Annotated in this window: 18 protein-coding genes; 16 read left to right on the forward strand and 2 right to left on the reverse strand. The window is 70.6% G+C overall.

Annotated features, from left to right (window positions below; all coding sequences use genetic code 11):
• Positions 1 to 12: 12 nt before the first annotated feature.
• Both C8263_RS08500 and C8263_RS08505 read right to left on the reverse strand, forming a co-directional pair.
• Positions 13 to 753, reverse strand: a complete 741-nt coding sequence (locus tag C8263_RS08500; RefSeq protein WP_158263771.1) for a class I SAM-dependent methyltransferase — start codon at positions 751 to 753, stop codon at positions 13 to 15.
• A 4-nt stretch (positions 754 to 757) separates the two neighbouring features.
• On the reverse strand, positions 758 to 1,975 hold the full coding sequence (locus C8263_RS08505; protein WP_107137698.1) for a saccharopine dehydrogenase family protein: 1,218 nt from the start codon (positions 1,973 to 1,975) through the stop codon (positions 758 to 760).
• A 56-nt stretch (positions 1,976 to 2,031) separates the two neighbouring features.
• Here C8263_RS08505 and C8263_RS08510 point away from each other — a divergent pair, with 56 nt between their 5' ends.
• From C8263_RS08510 to C8263_RS08585, 16 genes are all read left to right on the forward strand, one after another.
• Positions 2,032 to 2,436, forward strand: a complete 405-nt coding sequence (locus C8263_RS08510) for a hypothetical protein (protein ID WP_107137699.1) — start codon at positions 2,032 to 2,034, stop codon at positions 2,434 to 2,436.
• Between the two features lie 400 nt (positions 2,437 to 2,836).
• Positions 2,837 to 3,802, forward strand: coding sequence for an NAD-dependent epimerase/dehydratase family protein (locus tag C8263_RS08515; RefSeq protein WP_107137700.1), 966 nt, complete (start codon positions 2,837 to 2,839; stop codon positions 3,800 to 3,802).
• Complete coding sequence (locus tag C8263_RS08520) at positions 3,799 to 4,614, forward strand: MBL fold metallo-hydrolase (RefSeq protein ID WP_107137701.1); 816 nt, start codon at positions 3,799 to 3,801, stop codon at positions 4,612 to 4,614. The genes C8263_RS08515 and C8263_RS08520 overlap by 4 nt, the downstream gene beginning before the upstream one ends.
• A complete protein-coding gene (locus tag C8263_RS08525; protein WP_107137702.1) occupies positions 4,611 to 5,933 on the forward strand; it encodes a F390 synthetase-related protein in 1,323 nt (440 codons plus the stop codon). The genes C8263_RS08520 and C8263_RS08525 overlap by 4 nt, the downstream gene beginning before the upstream one ends.
• A complete protein-coding gene (locus C8263_RS08530; protein ID WP_107137703.1) occupies positions 5,930 to 6,937 on the forward strand; it encodes a 3-oxoacyl-ACP synthase III family protein in 1,008 nt (335 codons plus the stop codon). The genes C8263_RS08525 and C8263_RS08530 overlap by 4 nt, the downstream gene beginning before the upstream one ends.
• Positions 6,938 to 7,577: 640 nt before the next feature.
• Positions 7,578 to 8,897, forward strand: a complete 1,320-nt coding sequence (gene aroA, locus C8263_RS08535) for a 3-phosphoshikimate 1-carboxyvinyltransferase (protein ID WP_107137704.1) — start codon at positions 7,578 to 7,580, stop codon at positions 8,895 to 8,897.
• Between the two features lie 328 nt (positions 8,898 to 9,225).
• Positions 9,226 to 10,743 carry a GGDEF domain-containing protein gene (locus C8263_RS08540; RefSeq protein WP_146160635.1) on the forward strand — a complete coding sequence of 506 codons (1,518 nt, stop codon included), beginning with the start codon at positions 9,226 to 9,228 and terminating at the stop codon, positions 10,741 to 10,743.
• A 30-nt stretch (positions 10,744 to 10,773) separates the two neighbouring features.
• Entirely contained in the window at positions 10,774 to 11,577 is an 804-nt protein-coding gene (locus C8263_RS08545) for a sulfite exporter TauE/SafE family protein (RefSeq protein WP_199188353.1), read from the forward strand.
• Positions 11,578 to 11,606: 29 nt separating this feature from the next.
• A complete protein-coding gene (locus tag C8263_RS08550) occupies positions 11,607 to 12,449 on the forward strand; it encodes a plasmid pRiA4b ORF-3 family protein (RefSeq protein WP_146160636.1) in 843 nt (280 codons plus the stop codon).
• The gene (locus tag C8263_RS08555) at positions 12,446 to 12,715 is read left to right on the forward strand and encodes a hypothetical protein (RefSeq protein WP_107137707.1); all 270 of its coding nucleotides are present in this window, start codon (positions 12,446 to 12,448) and stop codon (positions 12,713 to 12,715) included. The genes C8263_RS08550 and C8263_RS08555 overlap by 4 nt, the downstream gene beginning before the upstream one ends.
• Positions 12,706 to 13,620: a phosphotransferase family protein gene (locus C8263_RS08560; RefSeq protein ID WP_158263772.1), complete on the forward strand. Its 915-nt coding sequence runs from the start codon at positions 12,706 to 12,708 to the stop codon at positions 13,618 to 13,620. Before C8263_RS08555 ends, C8263_RS08560 begins: the two co-directional genes overlap by 10 nt.
• 127 nt (positions 13,621 to 13,747) lie before the next feature.
• Positions 13,748 to 16,108: a 3-hydroxyacyl-CoA dehydrogenase/enoyl-CoA hydratase family protein gene (locus C8263_RS08565; RefSeq protein ID WP_107137709.1), complete on the forward strand. Its 2,361-nt coding sequence runs from the start codon at positions 13,748 to 13,750 to the stop codon at positions 16,106 to 16,108.
• Between the two features lie 17 nt (positions 16,109 to 16,125).
• Positions 16,126 to 16,527, forward strand: coding sequence for a four helix bundle protein (locus tag C8263_RS08570; RefSeq protein ID WP_107137710.1), 402 nt, complete (start codon positions 16,126 to 16,128; stop codon positions 16,525 to 16,527).
• The gene (locus C8263_RS08575) at positions 16,524 to 17,714 is read left to right on the forward strand and encodes an alpha/beta hydrolase (protein ID WP_107137711.1); all 1,191 of its coding nucleotides are present in this window, start codon (positions 16,524 to 16,526) and stop codon (positions 17,712 to 17,714) included. The genes C8263_RS08570 and C8263_RS08575 overlap by 4 nt, the downstream gene beginning before the upstream one ends.
• Positions 17,711 to 18,403, forward strand: coding sequence for a molybdopterin-dependent oxidoreductase (locus tag C8263_RS08580; protein ID WP_107137712.1), 693 nt, complete (start codon positions 17,711 to 17,713; stop codon positions 18,401 to 18,403). The genes C8263_RS08575 and C8263_RS08580 overlap by 4 nt, the downstream gene beginning before the upstream one ends.
• Positions 18,396 to 19,598, forward strand: a complete 1,203-nt coding sequence (locus C8263_RS08585; protein WP_107137713.1) for a thiolase family protein — start codon at positions 18,396 to 18,398, stop codon at positions 19,596 to 19,598. Before C8263_RS08580 ends, C8263_RS08585 begins: the two co-directional genes overlap by 8 nt.
• Positions 19,599 to 19,642: the final 44 nt, after the last annotated feature.

Consider the following 19,642-nt stretch of genomic DNA (forward strand, 5'->3'; position numbering starts at 1 on the left):
ACAGCGAGCGACTTAGTCCGGGCGCTGGGCGTCCAGCAGCAGGGTCTGCGGCACCTGCGACAGCAGGCCCACCGGGGCACTGGTCACCTCATACAGGCCGCGCAGGGTCAAACCGGCGGCCAGCAGGTCGTTGACCAGCGTGGAGAGTGTGCGGTGGTGGGCCCCCAGGCGACCGCGCACCCCGCTGCCACCCGAATGCCAGGGGCCTTCCTGGGCATAGGCCTGAATGCGGTAGGCGAGGCGCCTTCCGGTGTCGTCCAGGAGAAACCGGGGCGCCCGCTCTTCATGAAAGGGCGTCTCGAAGCAGGGGTGCAGCAGCGACAACAGGAACCGGCCCCCCGGCACCAGCACGCGCGCTGTGGCCTGAAACAAGGCGCGGTGGTCGGCAATGTCCATCAGGGCCAGCTTGGACACTGCCACGTCCACCGAGGCGTCGGGGATGGTGGCCAGTGTCTGCGCGTCGTCTACCCGGAAACTCAGGCGAGGATCGTCGGCGCGCTTGGTGGCCACCTCAATCAGTGCGGGCGCCAGATCAATGCCCAGCACCGAAGCCGGTCCGAACGTACACAGGCGCCGGGCCAGGTGGCCTTCCCCGCAGGCGATGTCCAGCACGCAGGCGCCGGACAGGTCTGGGCCCAGCAGCTCGTCATACCGTTCCAGCAGCGGGTGCCAGAAGCTGCCCGGGTCAGCCAGCAACCGGTCCACGAACGCCACGTAAAAATCCGCCACCGCGTCGTAGGCCGGTACGGTCACCCCCTCAGTCCTTGACCAGCTCAATGCCGGCCAGTTCGTCAATGGGCAGGCCCCACTCGTTCATGGCGGCGAAGAAGGGATCGGGGTCCAGCTGCTCCACGTTCCACACGCCGGGCTGCAGCCAGTCGCCGCGCAGCATCAGCATGGCGCCAATCATGGCGGGCACGCCCGTGGTGTAGCTCACGCCCTGCGCCTGCACCTCGCGGTAGCACTCGGTGTGGTCCTTGACGTTGTAAATGAAGTGCACCTTGGGCTGGCCGTCCTTGCCGGTGCCCTTGGCCTGCACGCCAATACAGGTCTGGCCGGTGTAGCCCGCCGCCAGCGACTCGGGGGCCGGCAGCACCGCTTTCAGGAACTCAATAGGCGCAATCTTCTGGCCCCGGAAGTCAATCGGCTCAATGGAGGTCATGCCAATGCCCTCAAGGACGTTCAGGTGCTTGATGTACGCTTCCCCAAAGGTCATCCAGAAGCGGGCGCGCTTGATGGTGGGGAAGTGCTTGACCAGCGATTCCAGCTCCTCGTGGTACAGAACAAAGCTCTTGCGGGTGGCCACCTTGGGGTAATAGATGTCCTGGGAGATTTCCAGCGGCTGGGTTTCCACCCACTGCCCGTTTTCCCAGTAGCGGCCGTTCGCCGTGATTTCGCGGATGTTGATTTCCGGGTTGAAGTTGGTGGCAAACGCCTTGCCGTGGTTGCCGTTGTTGCAGTCCACGATGTCCAGGTAATGAATCTCCTGGAAGTGGTGCTTGGCATGGTAGGCGGTAAACGCCTGGGTGGCGCCGGGGTCGAAGCCGCAGCCCAGCAGCGCCATCAGCCCCTTTTCCCTGAAGCGGTCCTGGTAGGCCCACTGCCAGGAGTATTCGAACTTCGCCACGTCCTTGGGCTCGTAGTTGGCGGTGTCCAGGTAGTGCACGCCGGTTTCCAGGCAGGCGTCCATGATGGTCAGGTCCTGGTAGGGCAGCGCGAGGTTGATGACCACCGCAGGCCCGAAGCCACGAATCAACGCCACCAGTTCCGGCACGTTGTCGGCGTCTACGGTGGCGGTCGTGAATGCCGTCTTGCTGTGCGGCATGTGTTCTTTGATCTCGGCCACGATCTTGTCGGCCTTGCTCACCGTCCGGGTGGCGATCAGCACCTCCGTGAAGACGCTGTCGTTCTGGGCACACTTCTTGGCAGTGACGTTGGCCACGCCGCCGGCTCCGATGATGATGACCTTGCTCATGGGGTGCAGTGTACCGTGAGGCTTCCGGCCGGGGCAGGCGCGCTAGGCTGGCCGCTGTGAGCAAGCGCCGCCGCCCCGCCCCGTCCCCGCCGCCGTCCCCGGCCGCCGCTGGTCCGGCGGGCCGCCGCGACCTGCGCGAGGTGACGCCCGAGATGCGCGCCCGCACCCAGCGCACCTTCGTGGCCATTCTGGTGGGCTTTTTTGCCCTGATTGGCCTGATGGTGGCCACCCTGTCCTGGCAGGGCCGCGCGGTGCGCGACTACGCGGTGCGGGTGGCGGGCGCCGTGCAGGCCACCCAGCCCTCGCCCCAGCTGAGCTACACCCAGCCCTGCACCCAGGCGCTTTCCGAACCGCTGCCACGCGGCGCCGAAGCCTGCACGGTGACCGTGGAAGGTGGCCGGGTGACGGTCACGGTCACCGTTCAGGGCGAGCGGCAGTACCGGGTGACCCGGCCTGAATAACGCGGGTCGCCCTCAGCGGTCTCCGCTTCTGCGAAACAGCGCGTTGACCCTGGCACGCGGCGCCAGCGCTCCGGTCAGGGCGTCCAGCACTTCGGCCACGGTCAGGGTGAACACCCCCGCCTCGCCCCGGTCGGCCGCTGTGCCAGGCGGCCCCGGTGATGGGGGCGTGGCCCAGGAGCATACTGGTGGGTTCGTGGGGGCGGGTGCGGGACAGCCGGCGCTGGCCAGCAGCAGAAGGAAGGGTGGCCATGGCGCCAGGGAGAGGCGGGGCGGCGTGCCCCGCCTGGGCTTCATGACGCAGCCGCTCCGCCCTCATGTGGCCTGCGGGCGGGTGCGGGGCTTGGGCTGCGTTCCGGTTCTGCCCTGGCCGGAGCCGGGTGGGCCCATACTCTGAAGTCAGATGCGAGTGCTTGTGACCGGCGCAACGGGTTTCCTGGGCGGTGAGATCGCCCGCCGTCTGGCGGCCCAGGGCCATGAGGTGCGCGGCCTGGGCCGGGACGCCGGGCGGGGCGCGTGGCTGGCGCAGGCCGGGGTGCGCTTTGTGCCCGCCGACCTGCGCGCCGCCGACTGGCCCGAATTGCTGCGCGGCGTGGACGGGGTGGTGCACGCGGCGGCCCGCTCCACCCTGTGGGGCCGCTGGGCCGATTTCGAGGCCGACAACATTCACCCCAGCCGCGAACTGGCCCGCGCCTGCGCCGCTGGCGGGCTGCGCCTCGTGCACATCAGCACGCCCAGCGTGTACAACGCGACCGGCCACACCCGCGCGGTGCGCGAGGACACGCCCGTGGGACCCCGCTTTGACAGCCTGTATGCGCGCAGCAAGTTTCTGGCCGAGGAAGCGGTGCGCGCGGCGCTCCCCGACGCCACCCTTCTGCGGCCACGCGGCCTGTACGGGGTGGGCGACACCAGCATCGTGCCCCGGCTGGCGCGCGCCCTGCAGACCGGGCGGCTGCCGCGCCTGACCCGGGCCGAGGTCTGGACCGACCTGACCCACGTGCGCAACGCGGCCCACGCCGCAGAACTGGCTCTGGCCCGCCCGGCCCCGGGGATCTACAACGTGACCGATGGCCAGAGCCTGCCCCTGTGGGCCACCCTGGACCGGCTGGCCGACGCACTGGGCGTGCCCCGTCCGGCCCGGTTCGTGCCCGCGCGGCTGCTGGAGGGCGCGGCGCACCTGCTCGAATGGAGCGCGCGCCTGCACCCCGCCCGGCCCGAGCCCCCCCTGACGGCCAGCGGCGTGCGCCTGCTGACCCGGCCCATGACCCTGGACCTGACCCGCGCCCGCGAGCGGCTGGGGTACGCCCCGGTGGTGACCCCAGACGAGGGGCTGGCCGAGGTCCTCGCGGCTCTGCGGGGGCAGCGGTGAGCCCCGTGCGCGTGATCCCGCTGCAGGCGGGGGACTGCCTGAACCTCGCGGCGATCACCGAGCGCGGGGCCCCGTGGCGCGTGCAGGCGTACCCGGCGGGCTTTGCGCTGCTGCTGCACCCGCTGCATGGCCCGGTGCTGTTCGATACCGGTTACGGCGCCCCCGCGCTGCAGGCCATGCGCCGCTGGCCGGGCGTGCTGTACGGCCTGGTGACCCCGGTGCGGCTGCGCCCGCAGGACACCGCCCGCGCTCAGCTGGCCGTGATGGGGTTCGCGCCGCAGGAGGTGCGCCACATCATCGTCTCGCACCTGCACGCCGACCATGTGGGGGGCCTGCGCGACTTTCCGCACGCCACCTTTCACCTGGACCGCGCCGCCTACGAGCCGCTGCGCCCACTGCGGGGCCTGAAGGCCGTGCGCCGCGCCTTTTTGCCCGAAACCCTGCCCGGCGATTTCGAGGCCCGCGCCCGCTGGCTCACCTTTCAGGCGGCCCCAGCTGAACTGGCGCCCTTCTCCCAGGTGGCCGACGTGTTCGGGGACGGCTCGGTGTGGGCCGCGCCACTGCCTGGCCACGCGCCCGGCATGGTGGGCCTGCTGGTCCCCGAGGCCCGGGGCCTGACCGTGCTGGCCGCCGACGCCGCCTGGAGCGTGCGCGCCGCCCGCGAGGTGCACCCGCCCCACCCGCTGGCCCGAGCCGCCTTTTTCGACCCGGCGCAGGAGGAGGCCAGTGGGGCCCGGTTGCGCGCCTTTCTGAAGGCCCATCCCGGCGCACGCGTTCAGGTGAGCCACGACGCCCCGGAGAGCTGGCCATGAATCCCCTGCTTGTGCTGCACGCTGCGCTGGACGATGCCCGGCTGACCTTCCATTCGCGCGCCGCCCTGGACGCCCACCAGAACCGGCTGGCGCACGACCACCTGCGCTGGGTGGCAGCCCACAGCCCGGCGGTGGCGGCGCGCTTCCGGGCAGCGGGGCTGCCCCTGGCCCGCTGGCGCGAGTTGCCACCCACCACCAAGCCCCAGATGCTGGCCAGCTTCGACACGCTGAACACGGCGGGGGTCACCCTGGCCCAGGCGCTGGCCACTGCCCGGCAGGCCGAGCAGACCCGTGATTTCACGCCCCGGCTGGCCACGCGGCGTGGGCCAGTCACCGTGGGGTTGTCTACCGGCACCAGCGGCACCCAGGGCGTGTTTCTGGTGGGCGAGGCCGAGCGGGCGCGCTGGGCAGGCACGGTGCTGCGCGCCCTGCTGCCCGGCGGCTGGCGCGGCCTGACCCGGCGCCACCGCGTGGCCTTTTTCCTGCGCGCCGACAGCCCGCTGTACCGCAGTGTGGGCAGCCGGCGGCTGGAGTTCCGGTTTTTCGATCTGCTGCGGCCAGTTCCCGAACTGGCCCGTGAACTGGCCGCCTTCCGCCCGACCCTGGTGGTGGGGCCGCCGGCCGTGCTGCGCGCGGTGCAGGCGGCGGGGGCCCAGGTGCAGGTCCAGCGCGTGGTCAGCGTGGCCGAGGTGCTGGAGCCCGACGACGCTGCGCCGCTGCGCGCCTGGGGCCCGGTGGTGCAGGTGTACCAGGCCACCGAGGGGCTGCTGGGGCTGCCCTGCGAACACGGCGAACTGCACCTGACGGAAGCCCACGTGCACTTTGACCTGGAAGAGGTGGGCGGCGGGCTGGTGCGCCCGGTGATCACCGATCTGCGCCGCCGCGTGCAGCCCTTCGTGCGCCACCGCCTGGACGACCTGCTGCGGCTGCACCCAGAGCCCTGCCCCTGTGGCCGCGCCGCCCGGCGGGTGGCGGCGATTGCGGGGCGTCAGGACGACGCCCTGCAGCTGCCCGGCCCCGGGGGGCAGACCGTGACCGTCTGGCCCGATTTCCTGCGCGGCGCGCTGGCCGCGCTGCCGGGCCTGCGCGACTACCGCGCCGAACAGACCGGGGCGGCGGCCCTGACCCTGGCGCTGGACCCCTGGACCCCCGAACTGGCGGCGCAGGCCCGCGCCGGGGTAGACGCCGCCCTGCGCCGCAGCGGCGCCGACCCCGCCCGGGTGACGCTGAGCACCGCCCCGCTGCCGCCGCCGCTGCCGGGCACCAAGCGCCGCCGGGTCCACCGCCGCTGGCGCCCCCACCCAGAGGAGACCCCATGACCGCTCCGCCTGTTCCTGTCTCGCTCCTGGGCCTGCGCCTGCTGGCCACCGCCCAGGCCCTGCCCGCACGCGTGGTGCCCACTGCCGAGGTGGCGGCCCTGTGCGGCGTGCCGGCCGACGTGGCCCAGAAACGCAGTGGGGTGCGCGAGCGCCGCTGGCTGTCCGGCGATGAAAGTGCCCTGAGCCTGGGCGCGCAGGCGGCCCGCACCGCGCTGGCCACCGCCGGGCTGAACGTGACGGACGTGGACGTGCTGCTCAACGCCAGCGGCAGCCAGCTGCAGCCCATTCCCGACGGCGCAGCCCTGTTTGCCCGCGAACTGGGCCTGCGCGGCGCGGCCACCTACAGCCTGCACGGCACCTGCCTGAGCTTCCTGCTGGCGCTGCAGCACGCGGCCCTGCTGATTCACGCGGGGCAGGCGCGGCATGTGCTCATCATTTCCACCGAGGCCGGCAGCCTGGGCCTGAACCCGGCGCAGCCGGAAAGCACCCTGCTGATTGGCGACGGCGCCGCCGCCGTGCTGCTGGGCCCAGCCGAGCGCCCGGGGCAGGGGCTGATCGCCGCGCGCATTGAAACGTACCCCGAGGGCGCCGACCACACCCGCATCCGGGGCGGCGGCACGCTGCTGACGCCGCAGAATCCCCGTGCAGAACACCGCGACTTTACCTTCGATATGCAGGGACTACAGGTGCTCAAACTGGCCTCGCGGGTGGTGCCGGGCTTTCTGGAACGGCTGCGTCCCGGGCTGAGTACGGGGTTGCCGGGCATTGACCGGGTGATTCCGCACCAGGCCAGTCAGGCGGGGCTGGACCTCTTGCAGCGCTATGGGTGGCCAGCGGACCGGGTGGAGGTGACGCTGCCCACACTGGGGAACGTGATCGCGGCGAGCCTGCCCCTCACGCTGCATCAGGCGGTGACGGGGAGGCGGCTGGGCGAAGGGCAGACGGCGCTGCTGGTGGGGACGGGGGCAGGGTTGATTGCGGGGGGGGTGATCTGGGCGTTGTAGGACGGTTCGGCCGTTGCGGGTATCAATGAGGGTGAGGGGTTGATCGCGTGGGGGTTGATTTGCGCGTTGATACTGCCTGTTTGCCCCACCCCCCAGCCCCAGACTCGCAGAGCTGCGCAGCAGAGGGGAGACGACTTCGCCGCGCAGGGCGGCCTGCACGTTGCCGCTGGTTTGACGGGCGCGCCTGGAACCTGGCAGCGGGGCGAGCGACGCTGCGCTGGGCAAGAGTTTCGACTGACGGTGCAGAACCGCTTGTCTTCGCCCCCGCGGTGTACGCCGTCGCACTTCTCCGCCCATCTGCAGACGCCCGCGCGCTGCGCGCCAAGGAGCAAGTGAGCCTATGTCACCAAATCAAGATGAGTGACTCGCAGAGCTTCCCCGCAGAGGGGCCGCCCCCGTTCGGGGGCGGCCACGTTCGACGGCTTCGTCTGAACCCGGGCGGGAAGGGGGCACGAAGGCTTGGTGCGGCCCAGAAAGTTTTACTTCTGAAAGTCAAAAGACGAAATAAGGCGGGCGGCGTGTCTGCCCTCACCTCCCTGCTTTTCCCACAACCCACACCCCTCTGTCTCTACTCCCCACATCCCGCCCTTTCTCGACAACCCGCCCCCCGGCCCCTCACCGCCCCGCTACCCTGGCCCGCATGGACGGCCTGCCGGAGAAGTTCGATGTGATCGTGTACCCCGCCGCCGAGTTGCGCGGCGAGGTCCGGGCGCAGCCCAGCAAGAACTACACCACGCGCTACCTGTTGGCGGCGGCGCTGGCGCCGGGTGAGACGCGAGTGGTGGGGGCGGCCACCAGCGAGGACGCGCAGGCCCTGCTGCGCTGTCTGGCCGACTGGGGCGCCGGAATAGAGCGCCTAGGTGAGGACGTGGTGGTGCGCGGCTTCGGGGCGCGGCCCCGGCCCGGCATGACGCTCAACCCGGGCAACGCGGGGGCCGTGGCCCGCTTTCTGATGGGTGTGGCGGCCCTGACCGAGGACACCACCTTCGTGACCGACCACTCGGACTCGCTGGGGCGGCGCCCGCAGGGGGACCTGCTCGAAGCGCTCGTGCGGCTGGGCGCGCGGGTGCGCAGCGAGGAGGGGCGGCTGCCCGTCACCATCAGCGGGCCGGTGCGCGGGGGGCCCGTGGAGGTCAGTGCCGAGCGGTCCAGTCAGTACGCCAGCGCCCTGATGTTCCTGGGGCCGCTGCTGCCCGGCGGTCTGGAGGTGCGCCTGACCGGGAACATCAAGAGCCACGCGCCGCTGCGCCAGACCCTGGACACCCTCTGGGCGTTCGGGGTGCAGGCCAGCGCCAGTGAGGACCTGAGCCGCGTGACCATTCCTGGCGGCCAGACCTACCGCGCCGGGCGGGTGCCCGTGCCCGGTGACTACCCCGGCAGCGCGGCCCTGCTGGCGGCGGCGGCTACCCGTCCGGGTGAGGTGCGGCTGTCCAACCTGCGCGAGGAGGACCTGCAGGGCGAGCGCGAGGCCGTGGCAGTGCTGCGCGAGATGGGCGCGGCCATTGCCCGGGAGGGCGACACCCTGACGGTGCACGGCGGCGCGCCCCTGCGGGCGGTCACGCGCGACGGCGACGGCTTTACCGACGCGGTGCAGGCCCTGACGGCCGCCGCCGCGCTGGCCCAGGGCACCAGCACCTGGGAGAACGTGGCCACCCTGCGCCTGAAGGAATGCGACCGCATCTCCGACACCCGGCGCGAGCTGCAGCGCCTAGGCCTGCAGGCCAGCGAGACCGGCGACAGCCTGAGCGTCACGGGTGCGCCCGGGGTGGCCGGGGGCGTGACAGCCGACGGCCACGGCGACCACCGCATGATCATGCTGCTGACCATCCTGGGGCTCAGCGCCCGCGCGCCCCTTCGCATTGCGGGGGCCCACCACATCCGCAAGAGTTACCCGCACTTCTTCCGGCACCTCGAAGCCCTGGGCGCCCGCTTCGAGTACCCGGAAGCCACCCGCAGCTGAAAAGGGGCCCCCGGGCCGGCGCGGGCCGCTGGCGGCGGTGGGTCAGCCTCTGTGGCCCAGGCCGGGTCCATACGCGGCGAACTCATACGAGTTCCGAAACATTCCGCCACACGTTACGGAATGTTTCCGACCGGAGGGAGCAGGAACAAATACGGATTTCCGGGAATTGGACTGCCCCCAGCCGAAGGCGGGGAACATCCCCCTTCTGCCCGGATGGTACGGACATGGACGGCAGTCCGTATCACCCTGGCATTTGTCAGAGCCCTGTGTCGCGGCGGCGCCTACAGTGGGCCCAGCTTCCCCGCCCCTGGTCTTGGAGGCGCCGCCCATGAAGAGTGTTCTGTCGCCATTATCTGCCGTGCTGCTGGGCGTGGCCGCCCTGTACAGCGCGCTGCTGCTGGGCCTGCGCCTGGGGGCCCAGGACAGCCACGCTGTGGACGTGCTGTATCTGCTGATCCTGCTGCTGTGTGCGGCGGTGGCTTGGCAGGCGTTCGCGCGGGCGCGGGGCGCGGCGCGCCGGGTGCTGGGCTGGGGTGTCCTGAGCCTCTCGGCGCTGGCGGCGGGCGAGGCCGCCTGGGTGCTGCTGTTTGACCTGCCGGGGCGGGAGGCGCCGGACCTCTCGGTGGCCGACGCCGGGTACCTGCTGTATTACGTGGGCCTGCTGGGCCTGCTTTTGCTGGGCCCGGGGCGCGGGCGCAACCCGGCGGCGCTGCTGGACAGCCTGACAGTGGGGCTGGTGATGGCCCAGGTGTCGTGGGTGCTGGCCGTGGTGCCGCTGCTGCAGGACCCGGGCAGCACGGTGGTGTTCCGCGCGCTGAACCTGGGGTATGTGGGCCTGGACATCGTGATGCTGGTGCTGGTGCTGTTCACGCTGCGCCAGCCGCTGTCCTTCACGCGCTGGCCGCTGCTGCTGGGCCTGCTGGCCTACGTGGTGGCCGACCTGCTGTATTTCAATCTGGGCCGCCTGTACCAGCCGCGCGGTCCCATTGACCTGCTGTGGGCCTGGGGCGCGGCGGGGCAGGCCCTGGGCATCGTGTGGCTGGCCTCGCCGGGCGCGCTGTCTGCCGGGGTGGACCGCGCCGGGCCCCGGCGGGCCAGCGCGCGGCTGGACACGGTGCTGCGCGCCCTGCCCTACGCGGCGGTGCTGACCTCGTGTGCGCTGCTGGTGCTGTACGGCCCGCAGAACACCCTGACCGGCCGGGGCGTGGTGCTGCTGACGGCGGCTGTGTTCGGGGTGGTCACGCTGCGCCAGGCCCTGTCGCATGCCGAGAGCCTGAGGCTCAACCGGCAGTTGCGCGCCCAGGCCGAGGAACTGCGCCTCAGTCAGGCGCAGATGGAGCACCGCGCCTTTCACGATGGCCTGACGGGGCTGCTCAACCGCGCGGGCTTTTACCGCGCGTTGCGGGCGGCGCTGCCCGGCGGCGCGGCGGTGCTGCTGCTGGACCTGGACGGCTTCAAGCCGGTGAACGACGCCCACGGCCACGCGGCGGGCGACGAGGTGCTGCGGGTGGTGGCGCAGCGGCTGGCGGCCTGCGGCGCGCCCCACTTCCAGGCCGCGCGGCTGGGCGGCGACGAGTTCGCCCTGCTGGGCCCGGCCAGCCAGAGCCCCCAGGCAGCGCAGGCGCTGGCCGAGCGGGTGGTGGCGGCGGTGGCCGAGCCTGTCACGCTGTCCGGCGGCGCGCAGGTGCAGGTGACCGGTTCGGTGGGGCTGGCGCGTATGGACGGCACGGGCGCCAGCGAGGACAGCCTCGTGCGTCAGGCCGACGCTGCCATGTACCGCGCCAAGCGTGCGGGCGGGGGCCGCAGCGCCGCGCTGGTGCGGGTGCCGGGCGAGGCGGCATGTTAGCCTCCGGGGTGTGATGCGCACATCCGGACTATGGCGGCCTGCCACCTGCGCCGCCCCCAGCCAGAGGCGTGGGTGCTGACCGGCCTGACCCTGGCCATGATCGGCATTGGGCTGCTGGCCGGGGTGCTGGGCGCCATTCTGGGCTTAGGGGGCGGAGTGGTGGTGGTGCCGGCTCTGGAATTCGTGCTGCCGCTCTTTGGCCAGGAGATCAGCATTGCCCAGGCAGTGGCGATCAGCCAGATTGGCGTGCTGGCCGTGGGCCTCAGCGGCGCGGCCAGCTACCTGCAGCAGGGACTGGTGCGCGCCCGCACTGGCTATCTGCTCTCGCCCTACACGATTGTGGGCGGGGCCCTGGGGTCGTTCCTGGGGCTGGTGCTGCCGGCGCAGGCGGTGGCCACGGTGTTTGCGGCGCTGCTCCTGTATTCGGCCTACACCCTGCTGCGCGGCCTGCGGCGCGTGGACGCCGAGCGGCCCCCCAGCCGCCTGGTCCCGCCCGCCATGACCTTTGCCGGGATCATGAGCGGCCTGCTGGGCATCGGCGGCGGCACAGTGCAGGTGCCGGTGTTGAACCTGCTGGCCGGGGTGCCCATCCGGCAGGCAATTGCCACCAGCACCTTCATCATGGGCCTGACCGCCGTGGGCAACGCCCTGGTGTACCACGCGGGCGGGTTGCTGGACCTGCGCCTGGCGGCGGGGGTGGCGCTGGGCGTGCTGATTGGCGCGCGGGCCGGGGCCAGCCTGCAAAGCCGCATTCCGGCGGCGCGGCTCAAACTTCTGTTCAGCCTGCTGCTGATCTTCACGGCCGGGCAGTTGCTGTGGAAATACTGGGCCTGAAACCGGGCGCCGGCCCCAAGGAGACCGTCATGCCACCCACGAAGAAAGCCCGTCAGATGCAGGTCTTTAAGGTCGTCAGCCGCGTGAAGGTGCAGGGCGAGCGGCGCTTTCCCTTCCGGGTGGTGGGGCTGGCGCCGGGAGCAGATCTGTACGCCCTGGCAAGGGCCATCGTGGCGGCCTTTGACTTCGATTTTGACCACGCCTTCGGTTTTTTCGATGGTAAGAACCCCTACCGCGCACAGGTGGCCTATGAACTCTTCAAGGACATGGAGATGGCCCAGGGCCCGCAGAGGGCCGCGCCGCCGCACGTTCCCGCGCCGCCCGCCCCGCCTGCCGAGGCGCAGCTGGCCCTGATGCTGCTGCTGGAGACGGTGGACCGCCACGCCCTGATGCGCGAAACGGCCGCCTTTCTGGCCCGGCGCCTGGAAGAAGAACTGCTGCCCCACGCCCCGGAGCGGCTGCGCGCGGCCCTGGCAGGTCAGCTGCGCACCTTTGCCGATGGGCTGCTGCTGGACGAGGAGCAGGACGAGGGCTCGTCCCTGCCGCCCCAGATCCGGGAGCGGCTGGCGCAGCCGGGCGGGCTGGACGCGGTGCTGGGGCAGCTGCAGGTGGTGGGCCCCGTGCTGAGCGGGCCAGGGCTGCTGGGCCCCGGCCTGCCCACCGGCCGCGAGGAACACGGCGTCAAGGGCGTGCCGGCCACGGTGCCCTTCGGGCGGCAGGCCACCTGGACCTTTCTCTTTGACTACGGCGACGACTGGACCTTCGATGTGACCTACCAGGGGCTGCAGGACGCGCCGCCGCGCGTGCGTCTGCCACGGGTGCTGGACGCCCTGGGCACCGCGCCCCAGCAGTATCCGGACTGGGACGCATGACGCCTCAGTCGCCGGGCACCGAACTGGCCGGCCTGCCCGCGTGGTTGTACCCGGCCGGCTTCTGGGTGGGCGTGGTCCTGCTGGCCGTGGGGGTGCTGGCGCCGGACCTCGCCTGGGTGGGCGTGGTGTGGGTGGCGGGCGTGCCGGTGCTGGCGGCCCTGTGGGTGGCCCTGGCCGGCTGGCGCCAGGACCGCCGCCTGAGCGTGGCGGCGCTGCTGGCCCTGGCTGGGCTGGGGCTGGTGTTCGTGGTGCGGGGGTGGCTGTAAGGCGCACCCTTCCTGCCCTGAGCCCGGCCCAGCTGGCAACCCTGCTGCCCCCGGCCTGGGCGGGTCAGCCGGTGACGTGGCTGGGCGAGGGCACCGACCACCGCGTGTATGCGCTGGGCGAAGAGCACGTGCTGCGCTGCCCCAGGTGGGCTGGTGGGGGAGAGGCCCTGCACCAAGAGGCGGCCCTGCTGGCGGCGCTGGCCCCGTTGTTGCCATTGCCGGTGCCCGAGGTGCTGGACTGGGTGGAGGTGGGCCCGCTGTGCCCGGAAGGCGGCGCGGTAGCGCGGCGGCTGCCGGGTCTGCCGGCCCTGGGCAGGGCCCTGCCGCAGCCCGTCGAGGTGGGCCGGGTGCTGGGCCGGTTGCTGACCGCCCTGCACCACGTTCCCGCCGCCGCCGTGACGCTTGCCACCGATCACGACCCGGGCGGCCAGGACTGGCAGGACGCGGCCCTGGCGGACCTGAGCATGGCCGAAGCGGCGGGCCTGCTCCCAGAGGCGGCGCGGTGGCGCGCTGTGGTCCAGGCGCCGCCCCCCCTGGCCGTGCCGCTGGTGCCTCTCCACGGTGACTTTGCTGCCGAGCACGTGCTGCTGGATGCGGCGGGTCTGCCCTGTGGCGTCCTCGACTGGGCCGACGCCGCACTGGGTGACCCGGCACGCGACTGGGCGGGCCTGCTGCACTGGGCCCAGCCCGGGCTGCTGGCAGCGGCTCTGGCGGTCGCGCCCCAGTCCCCGGCCCTGGTGCGCCGGGCCGCGTGGTATGCCACCTGCCGCGCCCTGGGCGACGTGGCGTTCGGGCTGACACACCACAAGCCGGCGTACATCCAGGCCGGACAGCGGGCCTTGAGATGGTTGGCGGGGCGCAGTGCGCGGGAGACGGGCACCCCCACCTTCCTCCCGCCTCTGTAAGCTGCAGCCCCCAGTTTTTCACCGCGCCCCGCGTCCCGCTTCCTGCCTCCCCTTCAGTGGACAAACGCCCCGGCACGGCTTTAAACTTGAACCGAGTCTAATTTTTCACCATCTCGCAGGAGGTCGCATGAAGATTCAGCCCTACCGTATTCAAAAGGCTGCCGTTCTCGGCGCGGGTGTCATGGGCGCTGCCATCGCCGCGCAACTGGCCAACGCCGGGATTCCCGTTCTGCTGCTGGACATCGTGCTGCCGGACAACCCCGACCGGAATGTTCTGGCCAAGCAGGGCATTCAGCGCGCCCTGAAAGCCCGCCCCGCCGCGTTCATGGACCCGGCGCGCGCCGCCCTGATTACGCCCGGCAATCTTGAAGACGATCTGAAGAAACTCAAGGACGTTGACTGGGTGCTGGAAGCGGTGATTGAGAAGCTGGACGCCAAACGCGACCTCTGGGAGAAGGTGGAGAAGGTGGCCAAGAAGACGGCCATCATCTCCAGCAACTCGTCGGGCATTCCCATGCACCTCCAGACCGAGGGCCGCAGCGAGGACTTCCAGCGCCGCTTCGTGGGCGCGCACTTTTTTAACCCCCCGCGCTACCTGCACCTGCTGGAAGTCATTCCCACGCCCAAGACCGACCCCGAGGTCGTGAAGGCCTTCAGCACCTTTGCCGAAACCACGCTGGGCAAGGGCGTGGTGCTGGCCAACGACGTGCCCGGCTTTGTGGCCAACCGCATTGGCGTGTACGGCATCGTGCGCGCCATGGGGCATATGGCGAAAACTGGCCTGAGCCCCGCCGAGGTGGACGAACTGACCGGCCCCGCCCTGGGCCGCGCCAAGAGTGCGACCTTCCGCACGGCCGATCTGTCGGGCCTGGACATCATTTACCACGTGGCCAACGACCTGAATCGGGCCACGCCCGACGACGAGGACTTTACCCTGACCCCCGCCTTCCGCGCGCTGGTGGAAGACAAGAAGTTCCTGGGCGACAAGACCGGCAGCGGCTTTTACAAGAAGACCAAGGACGAGAAGGGTAAGACCAGGATCCTGCACCTGAATCTGGACACCTTCGAGTACGAGGACCGGGGCCGCGTGAAGGTGGCCGCCGTGGAGGCCGTGAAGGGGAGGCCCCTGCCCGAGCGCGTGCGGGCCCTGTACGGCGCCGAGGGCAAGGAGGGCGACTTCCTGCGCGGCGTCATGAACGACGGCTTCTGGTACGCCGCCAAGATGGCCGGGAACGTCAGCGGTCGCCTGCAGGACATTGACAACGCCCTGAAGTGGGGCTTTGGCTGGGAGCAGGGCCCCTTCGAGACGATGGACACCCTGGGCGTGCAGACGGTCATTGGGAACCTGGAAGCTGAAGGGCGCACCCTGCCCCCGCTGCTGGCCGCCATGAAGGCCAGTGGTCGCCAGAAGTTCTACGAGGGCGACGAAACCGTGACCCCCACGGGCGAGGCCACGAAATACGAGGCGCCGTACTTCATCCTGACGGACCTGAAGAAAGACGCCACCAGGGTGGTCAAGAAGCGCGCAGGCGCGAGCATCGTGGACCTGGGCGACGGGGTGCTGCTGGCCGAGTGGCACGCCAAGATGAACGCCCTGGGCGAGGACCAGCTGCGCACCGTGCAGGACGCCCACAAGCTCGTGCAGGAGATGGGCTACGCGGGGCTGGTGGTGGGCAACCAGGGCGAGAATTTCAGCGCCGGGGCCAACCTGCCGCTCATTCTCTCGCAGGCGCAGGCCGATGAATGGGACGAGCTGGACGACATGGTCAAGCAGTTCCAGCAGGTCACGACCAGCCTGCGCTTCAGCCCGCACCCCACGGTGGCGGCCCCCTTCGGCCTCACCCTGGGCGGCGGCGCTGAATTCACCCTGCACGCCGACCACGTGGTCGCCAGCGCCGAGCTGTACATGGGCCTCGTGGAAGTGGGCGTGGGCCTGATCCCGGGCGGCGGCGGCACCAAGGAAATGCTGCTGCGCTTCACTGACCTGCAGCAGCCCGGCCAGCGTGTGGGCGCCACCCTGCTGCCCGCCGTGCAGCGCGCCTTTGAGCTGATCGGCACCGCCAAGGTAAGCACCAGCGCCCTGGAAGCGCGGGGCCTGGGCTTCCTGCGCGCCACCGACACCGTGGCCATGAACAGGAACCACATCCTGGAGGAAGCCAAGCGGCAGGTGCTGGCCCTGGCCCCGGGCTACGTGCAGCCCACCCCCCGCCAGGACATTCCCGTGATGGGCGACGCGGCGATTGCGGCCATCAAGAGCGCCCTGCACGGCATGCACCAGGGCGGCTACGTGACCGACTACGACCTCGTGGTCTCTGAACAGCTGGCGCGTGTGCTGTCGGGCGGCACCGGCAACAACCGCGCGGCCAGGGTCAGCGAGGGGCACCTGCTGGACCTGGAACGCGAGGCGTTCCTGACCCTGCTAGGCAAGAAGGGCACGCAGCAGCGCATTGAGCACATGCTCAAGACGGGCAAGCCGCTCAGGAACTGAGCAGGAGCAGATGGCACATGGCAGATGGCAGAACGCTGAAAACCGTGCTGAACTCGGGGGGGTTCTTTCCGTTCGAGGATCTGGAGGTGTATCAGCTGTCCGTGGAGTTTGCGGCAGGGGTCTATGCCTTGACGGCGGCGCTGCCATCTGACGAGCGATTTGGCCTCACGAATCAGATTCGCCGGGCAGCCACATCCGTCACCCTCAACATTGCTGAGGGACGGGGGCGCGGCACAGATTGGGATTTCAGTCGTTTCCTCACCCAGTCCAGAGGCTCTCTGTACGAGGTCGTCAGTGGGCTACATCTGTCGGTGCGGCTGGCCTATCTCCCTGCCCCAAGCACCGCCGATCTGAACGAGCAGGCGCGTGTTCTTGCGGCGAAGCTCACGGCGCTGATCACTAAGCTGGGGCAGCCATGAGCCATCTACCATCTGCTTTCCGCCATCTGCGGACCATCCGCAAACGCCGCGCCCTGCCCTGGCTCACCCTCGGCTACGCCGCCGTCGTCCTCGTCGGGGCCCTGTTCGGCGCGGAAATCACGCTGCGGTCCAAGACCCGCTGGGTCAAGGGCGTGTTTGTGCCGGTAGGACGCCGGGGCAACGAGGTGTACCTGCCTGCCGGGGCCGAAACGCTCTCGCGCGGGGTGGTGGGTGTGGTGCCCATCCGGCCCAACCGGGGGCACGCGGTGCTGGGCGGCGGCAAACTGGCCGGCACCCTGGTGCGCCGCGCGGTGTTGCAGGAACGCGGCGTGCTGCCCAACGGCGCCCTAGCCTGGGTGTCCACCTTCGTGTACAACGGCACGCCCGCGCAACTGGGCGTGGCGTACGAGGACACCGTTGTATCCACCCCGGTGGGCGACATGCCCGCGTGGCACATTCCGCCCACCGGCACGGTGCCCGGACACGCCGATACCCTGGTGATCGTGGTTCACGGCCATGGGGGGCAGCGGGCCCAGGCGCTGCGCATGTTGCCCGCGCTGCAGCGCACGGGCACGGGGTCGCTGTTCGTCACCTTCCGCAATGCGCACGGCGCCCCCCGGGCAGGCAAGGGTTACCTCACTCTGGGCGACCAGGAAGCCGAGGACGTGCTGGCCGCGCTGACCTGGGCCCGGGACCACGGGTACAAGCGGGCCGTGCTGTACGGCTTTTCCATGGGCGGCAACATTGTCCTGAGCGTGCTGCGGGACAGGCACCAGCCGTTTCCCATCCCGGTGCAGGGTGTGGCCCTGGACTGCCCGGTGCTGGACTGGCGGGCCACGATTCTGTGGCAGGGGCAGCGCTTCGGCCTGCCCAGGCTGCTGGCGCGGCATGTGGCCACCTTTACCCAGTGGGTGGTGACGAAGCGCAGCGGGCAGGATTTCGACACGGTGGACCAGCTGCGTGCCGCGCCGAAGTTCACCCTGCCCATGATCCTGTGGCACGGCACCCGCGACCGCACCATTCCCATCTCGCAGGCGGACGCCCTGGCCGCCGCCCGCCCCGACCTGATCGAGTACCACCGCGTTGAAGGTGCCAAGCACATCCGCTGCTGGAACATTGACCCGGAGAAGTACGACGCGCAGCTGGAGGCGTTTGTAGGAAGGGTGCTGGCCGGAGGAACTCCATGAATCCATTGCCATCAGGCCAGCGCTGGCTCAGCGGACCCATGCCGCGGTTCGGGCTGGCCCAGTATGTCCAGCGCTGGGCCGACCCCTCCACCGTCAGGGCCCTGGGGCTGCACGGGGAGGTGCACTTTCCACTCGCCGTGGCGCATGGACAGCTGGCGTCGCTGCCCCGGGTGGCGCTCACGGCACACTTCCACTGCGTGACCACCTGGAGCGTGCCGGACCTGTGCTGGGAGGGGTGGCGGGTGCAGGACCTCTGGGCCGCGTTTTTCCGGGAAGCCGCGCGGCCCTCTGCCAGCCACGTGCGAATCAGCGGCGCCGACGGATACGCCACCTGTTTGCCTCTGGAGGAGTTTCTTCACCCCTCCGCCCTCCTCGCTGACCGGCTGGCGGGCCAGCCCCTCTCCCAGGCGCACGGCGCTCCGCTGCGTCTGGTGGTGCCCCGGCTCTACGGGTACAAGAACGTCAAGCATGTCCAGACCCTCGAACTGCTGGCCGGACCCGCCCCGGTCAGTGGAATGGGCCGTCTCCTGGCCCACCCCCGGGGCCGGGCCGACCTCGAAGAGCGCAGTGGCGTGGGCTTTCAGCCGTTCTGGCGCCGGCTCTACGCTTCCCAACTTTCCACCTTCCTCCGTCAGGCAGAGCGCTTTCAGTCGCCGCCTGACCCTCTGCAAGGAGAACCTCATGCGTGACGCTGTTATTGTTTCTGCTGTTCGTACCCCGGTTGGGCGCGGCGTGAAAGGCACGCTGGCCAATACCCGCCCCGACGATCTGGCCGCCCTGGTGCTCAACGAGGCCGTCAAGCGTGCCGGTGTGGACGCCGCCGTGGTGGAAGACGTCTACCTGGGCTGCGCCATCCCCGAAGCCGAGCAGGGCCTGAACGTGGCCCGGCTGGCCGCCCTGCGCGCCGGCATGCCTGACAGCGTGGGCGGCGTGACGGTCAACCGCTTCTGCTCCAGCGGCCTGCAGACCATCGCCATGGCGGCGGCGGCCATTCAGACCGGGCAGGCCGACGTGATGCTGGCGGGCGGCGTGGAATCCATGAGCATGGTGCCCATGAGCGGCCACAACCCCAGTCCCAACCTGGACCTCGTGGACAGCCGCCCCGGCGCCTACATCGGCATGGGCCTGACCGCCGAGAATGTGGCGGCCAAGTACGGCATTTCCCGCGAGGATCAGGATGCCTTTGCCCTGCGCAGCCACCAGCGCGCGGCGGCGGCCCAGGACGCCGGCAAGTTTGACGCCGAGATTGTGCCTGTGCCAGTGCGTGTGGACAGGTTGAAGGGCACCAAGATGAAGTCCGAGACGGTGCAGTTTGACAAGGACGAGCTGATTCGCCGCGACGCCAATCTGGCGGACATGGCCAAGGTGCGCCCGGCATTCAAGGCCACGGGCTCGGTCAGTGCGGCCAACTCCAGCCCCTTCAGTGACGGCGCGGCCGCCGTGCTGATCATGAGCGGCGAGAAGGCGCAGGAACTGGGCGTGAAGCCCCTGGCGAAGTTCCTGGGCTTTGCGGTGGCGGGCGTGGAGCCGGAACTGATGGGCATTGGCCCGGTCAAGGCGGTGCCCAAGGTGCTGGCCCAGACGGGCCTGACCCTGGCCGATATTGACCTGATCGAGCTGAACGAGGCGTTTGCCGCGCAGTCGCTGGCCGTGGCCCGTGAACTGGGGCTGGACGAGGAGAAGATGAACGTGAACGGCGGCGCCATCGCCCTGGGGCACCCGCTGGGCTGCAGCGGCGCCAAGCTCACCACCAGCGCCATCTATGAACTGGGGCGCCGGGGCGGCGGCAAGGCCCTGATCACCATGTGCATCGGCGGTGGCATGGGCGCGGCGGGCATTATCGAGGTCTACCCCGCCGGCGAGCAGAGTCAGGCCGCCGACTGAGCGGAGGGCAGGGCGAGAAGGGACGGAGGCCTCGCGCTTCCGTC

Source organism: Deinococcus arcticus, from assembly GCF_003028415.1.
GTDB classification, from domain to species: Bacteria; Deinococcota; Deinococci; order Deinococcales; family Deinococcaceae; genus Deinococcus; species Deinococcus arcticus.

Excerpts from the sequence above, each read along its gene's own strand:
- C8263_RS08555 (WP_107137707.1), top strand. The coding sequence starts at position 12,446 with ATGACGCCTCAGTCGCCGGGCACCGAACTGGCCGGCCTGCCCGCGTGG.
- aroA (WP_107137704.1), top strand. The coding sequence starts at position 7,578 with ATGGACGGCCTGCCGGAGAAGTTCGATGTGATCGTGTACCCCGCCGCC.
- C8263_RS08530 (WP_107137703.1), top strand. The coding sequence starts at position 5,930 with ATGACCGCTCCGCCTGTTCCTGTCTCGCTCCTGGGCCTGCGCCTGCTG.
- C8263_RS08585 (WP_107137713.1), top strand. The coding sequence starts at position 18,396 with ATGCGTGACGCTGTTATTGTTTCTGCTGTTCGTACCCCGGTTGGGCGC.
- C8263_RS08525 (WP_107137702.1), top strand. The coding sequence starts at position 4,611 with ATGAATCCCCTGCTTGTGCTGCACGCTGCGCTGGACGATGCCCGGCTG.
- C8263_RS08545 (WP_199188353.1), top strand. The coding sequence starts at position 10,774 with ATGGCGGCCTGCCACCTGCGCCGCCCCCAGCCAGAGGCGTGGGTGCTG.
- C8263_RS08565 (WP_107137709.1), top strand. The coding sequence starts at position 13,748 with ATGAAGATTCAGCCCTACCGTATTCAAAAGGCTGCCGTTCTCGGCGCG.
- C8263_RS08570 (WP_107137710.1), top strand. The coding sequence starts at position 16,126 with ATGGCAGATGGCAGAACGCTGAAAACCGTGCTGAACTCGGGGGGGTTC.
- C8263_RS08515 (WP_107137700.1), top strand. The coding sequence starts at position 2,837 with ATGCGAGTGCTTGTGACCGGCGCAACGGGTTTCCTGGGCGGTGAGATC.
- C8263_RS08575 (WP_107137711.1), top strand. The coding sequence starts at position 16,524 with ATGAGCCATCTACCATCTGCTTTCCGCCATCTGCGGACCATCCGCAAA.
- C8263_RS08580 (WP_107137712.1), top strand. The coding sequence starts at position 17,711 with ATGAATCCATTGCCATCAGGCCAGCGCTGGCTCAGCGGACCCATGCCG.
- C8263_RS08505 (WP_107137698.1), bottom strand. The coding sequence starts at position 1,975 with ATGAGCAAGGTCATCATCATCGGAGCCGGCGGCGTGGCCAACGTCACT.
- C8263_RS08540 (WP_146160635.1), top strand. The coding sequence starts at position 9,226 with ATGAAGAGTGTTCTGTCGCCATTATCTGCCGTGCTGCTGGGCGTGGCC.
- C8263_RS08550 (WP_146160636.1), top strand. The coding sequence starts at position 11,607 with ATGCCACCCACGAAGAAAGCCCGTCAGATGCAGGTCTTTAAGGTCGTC.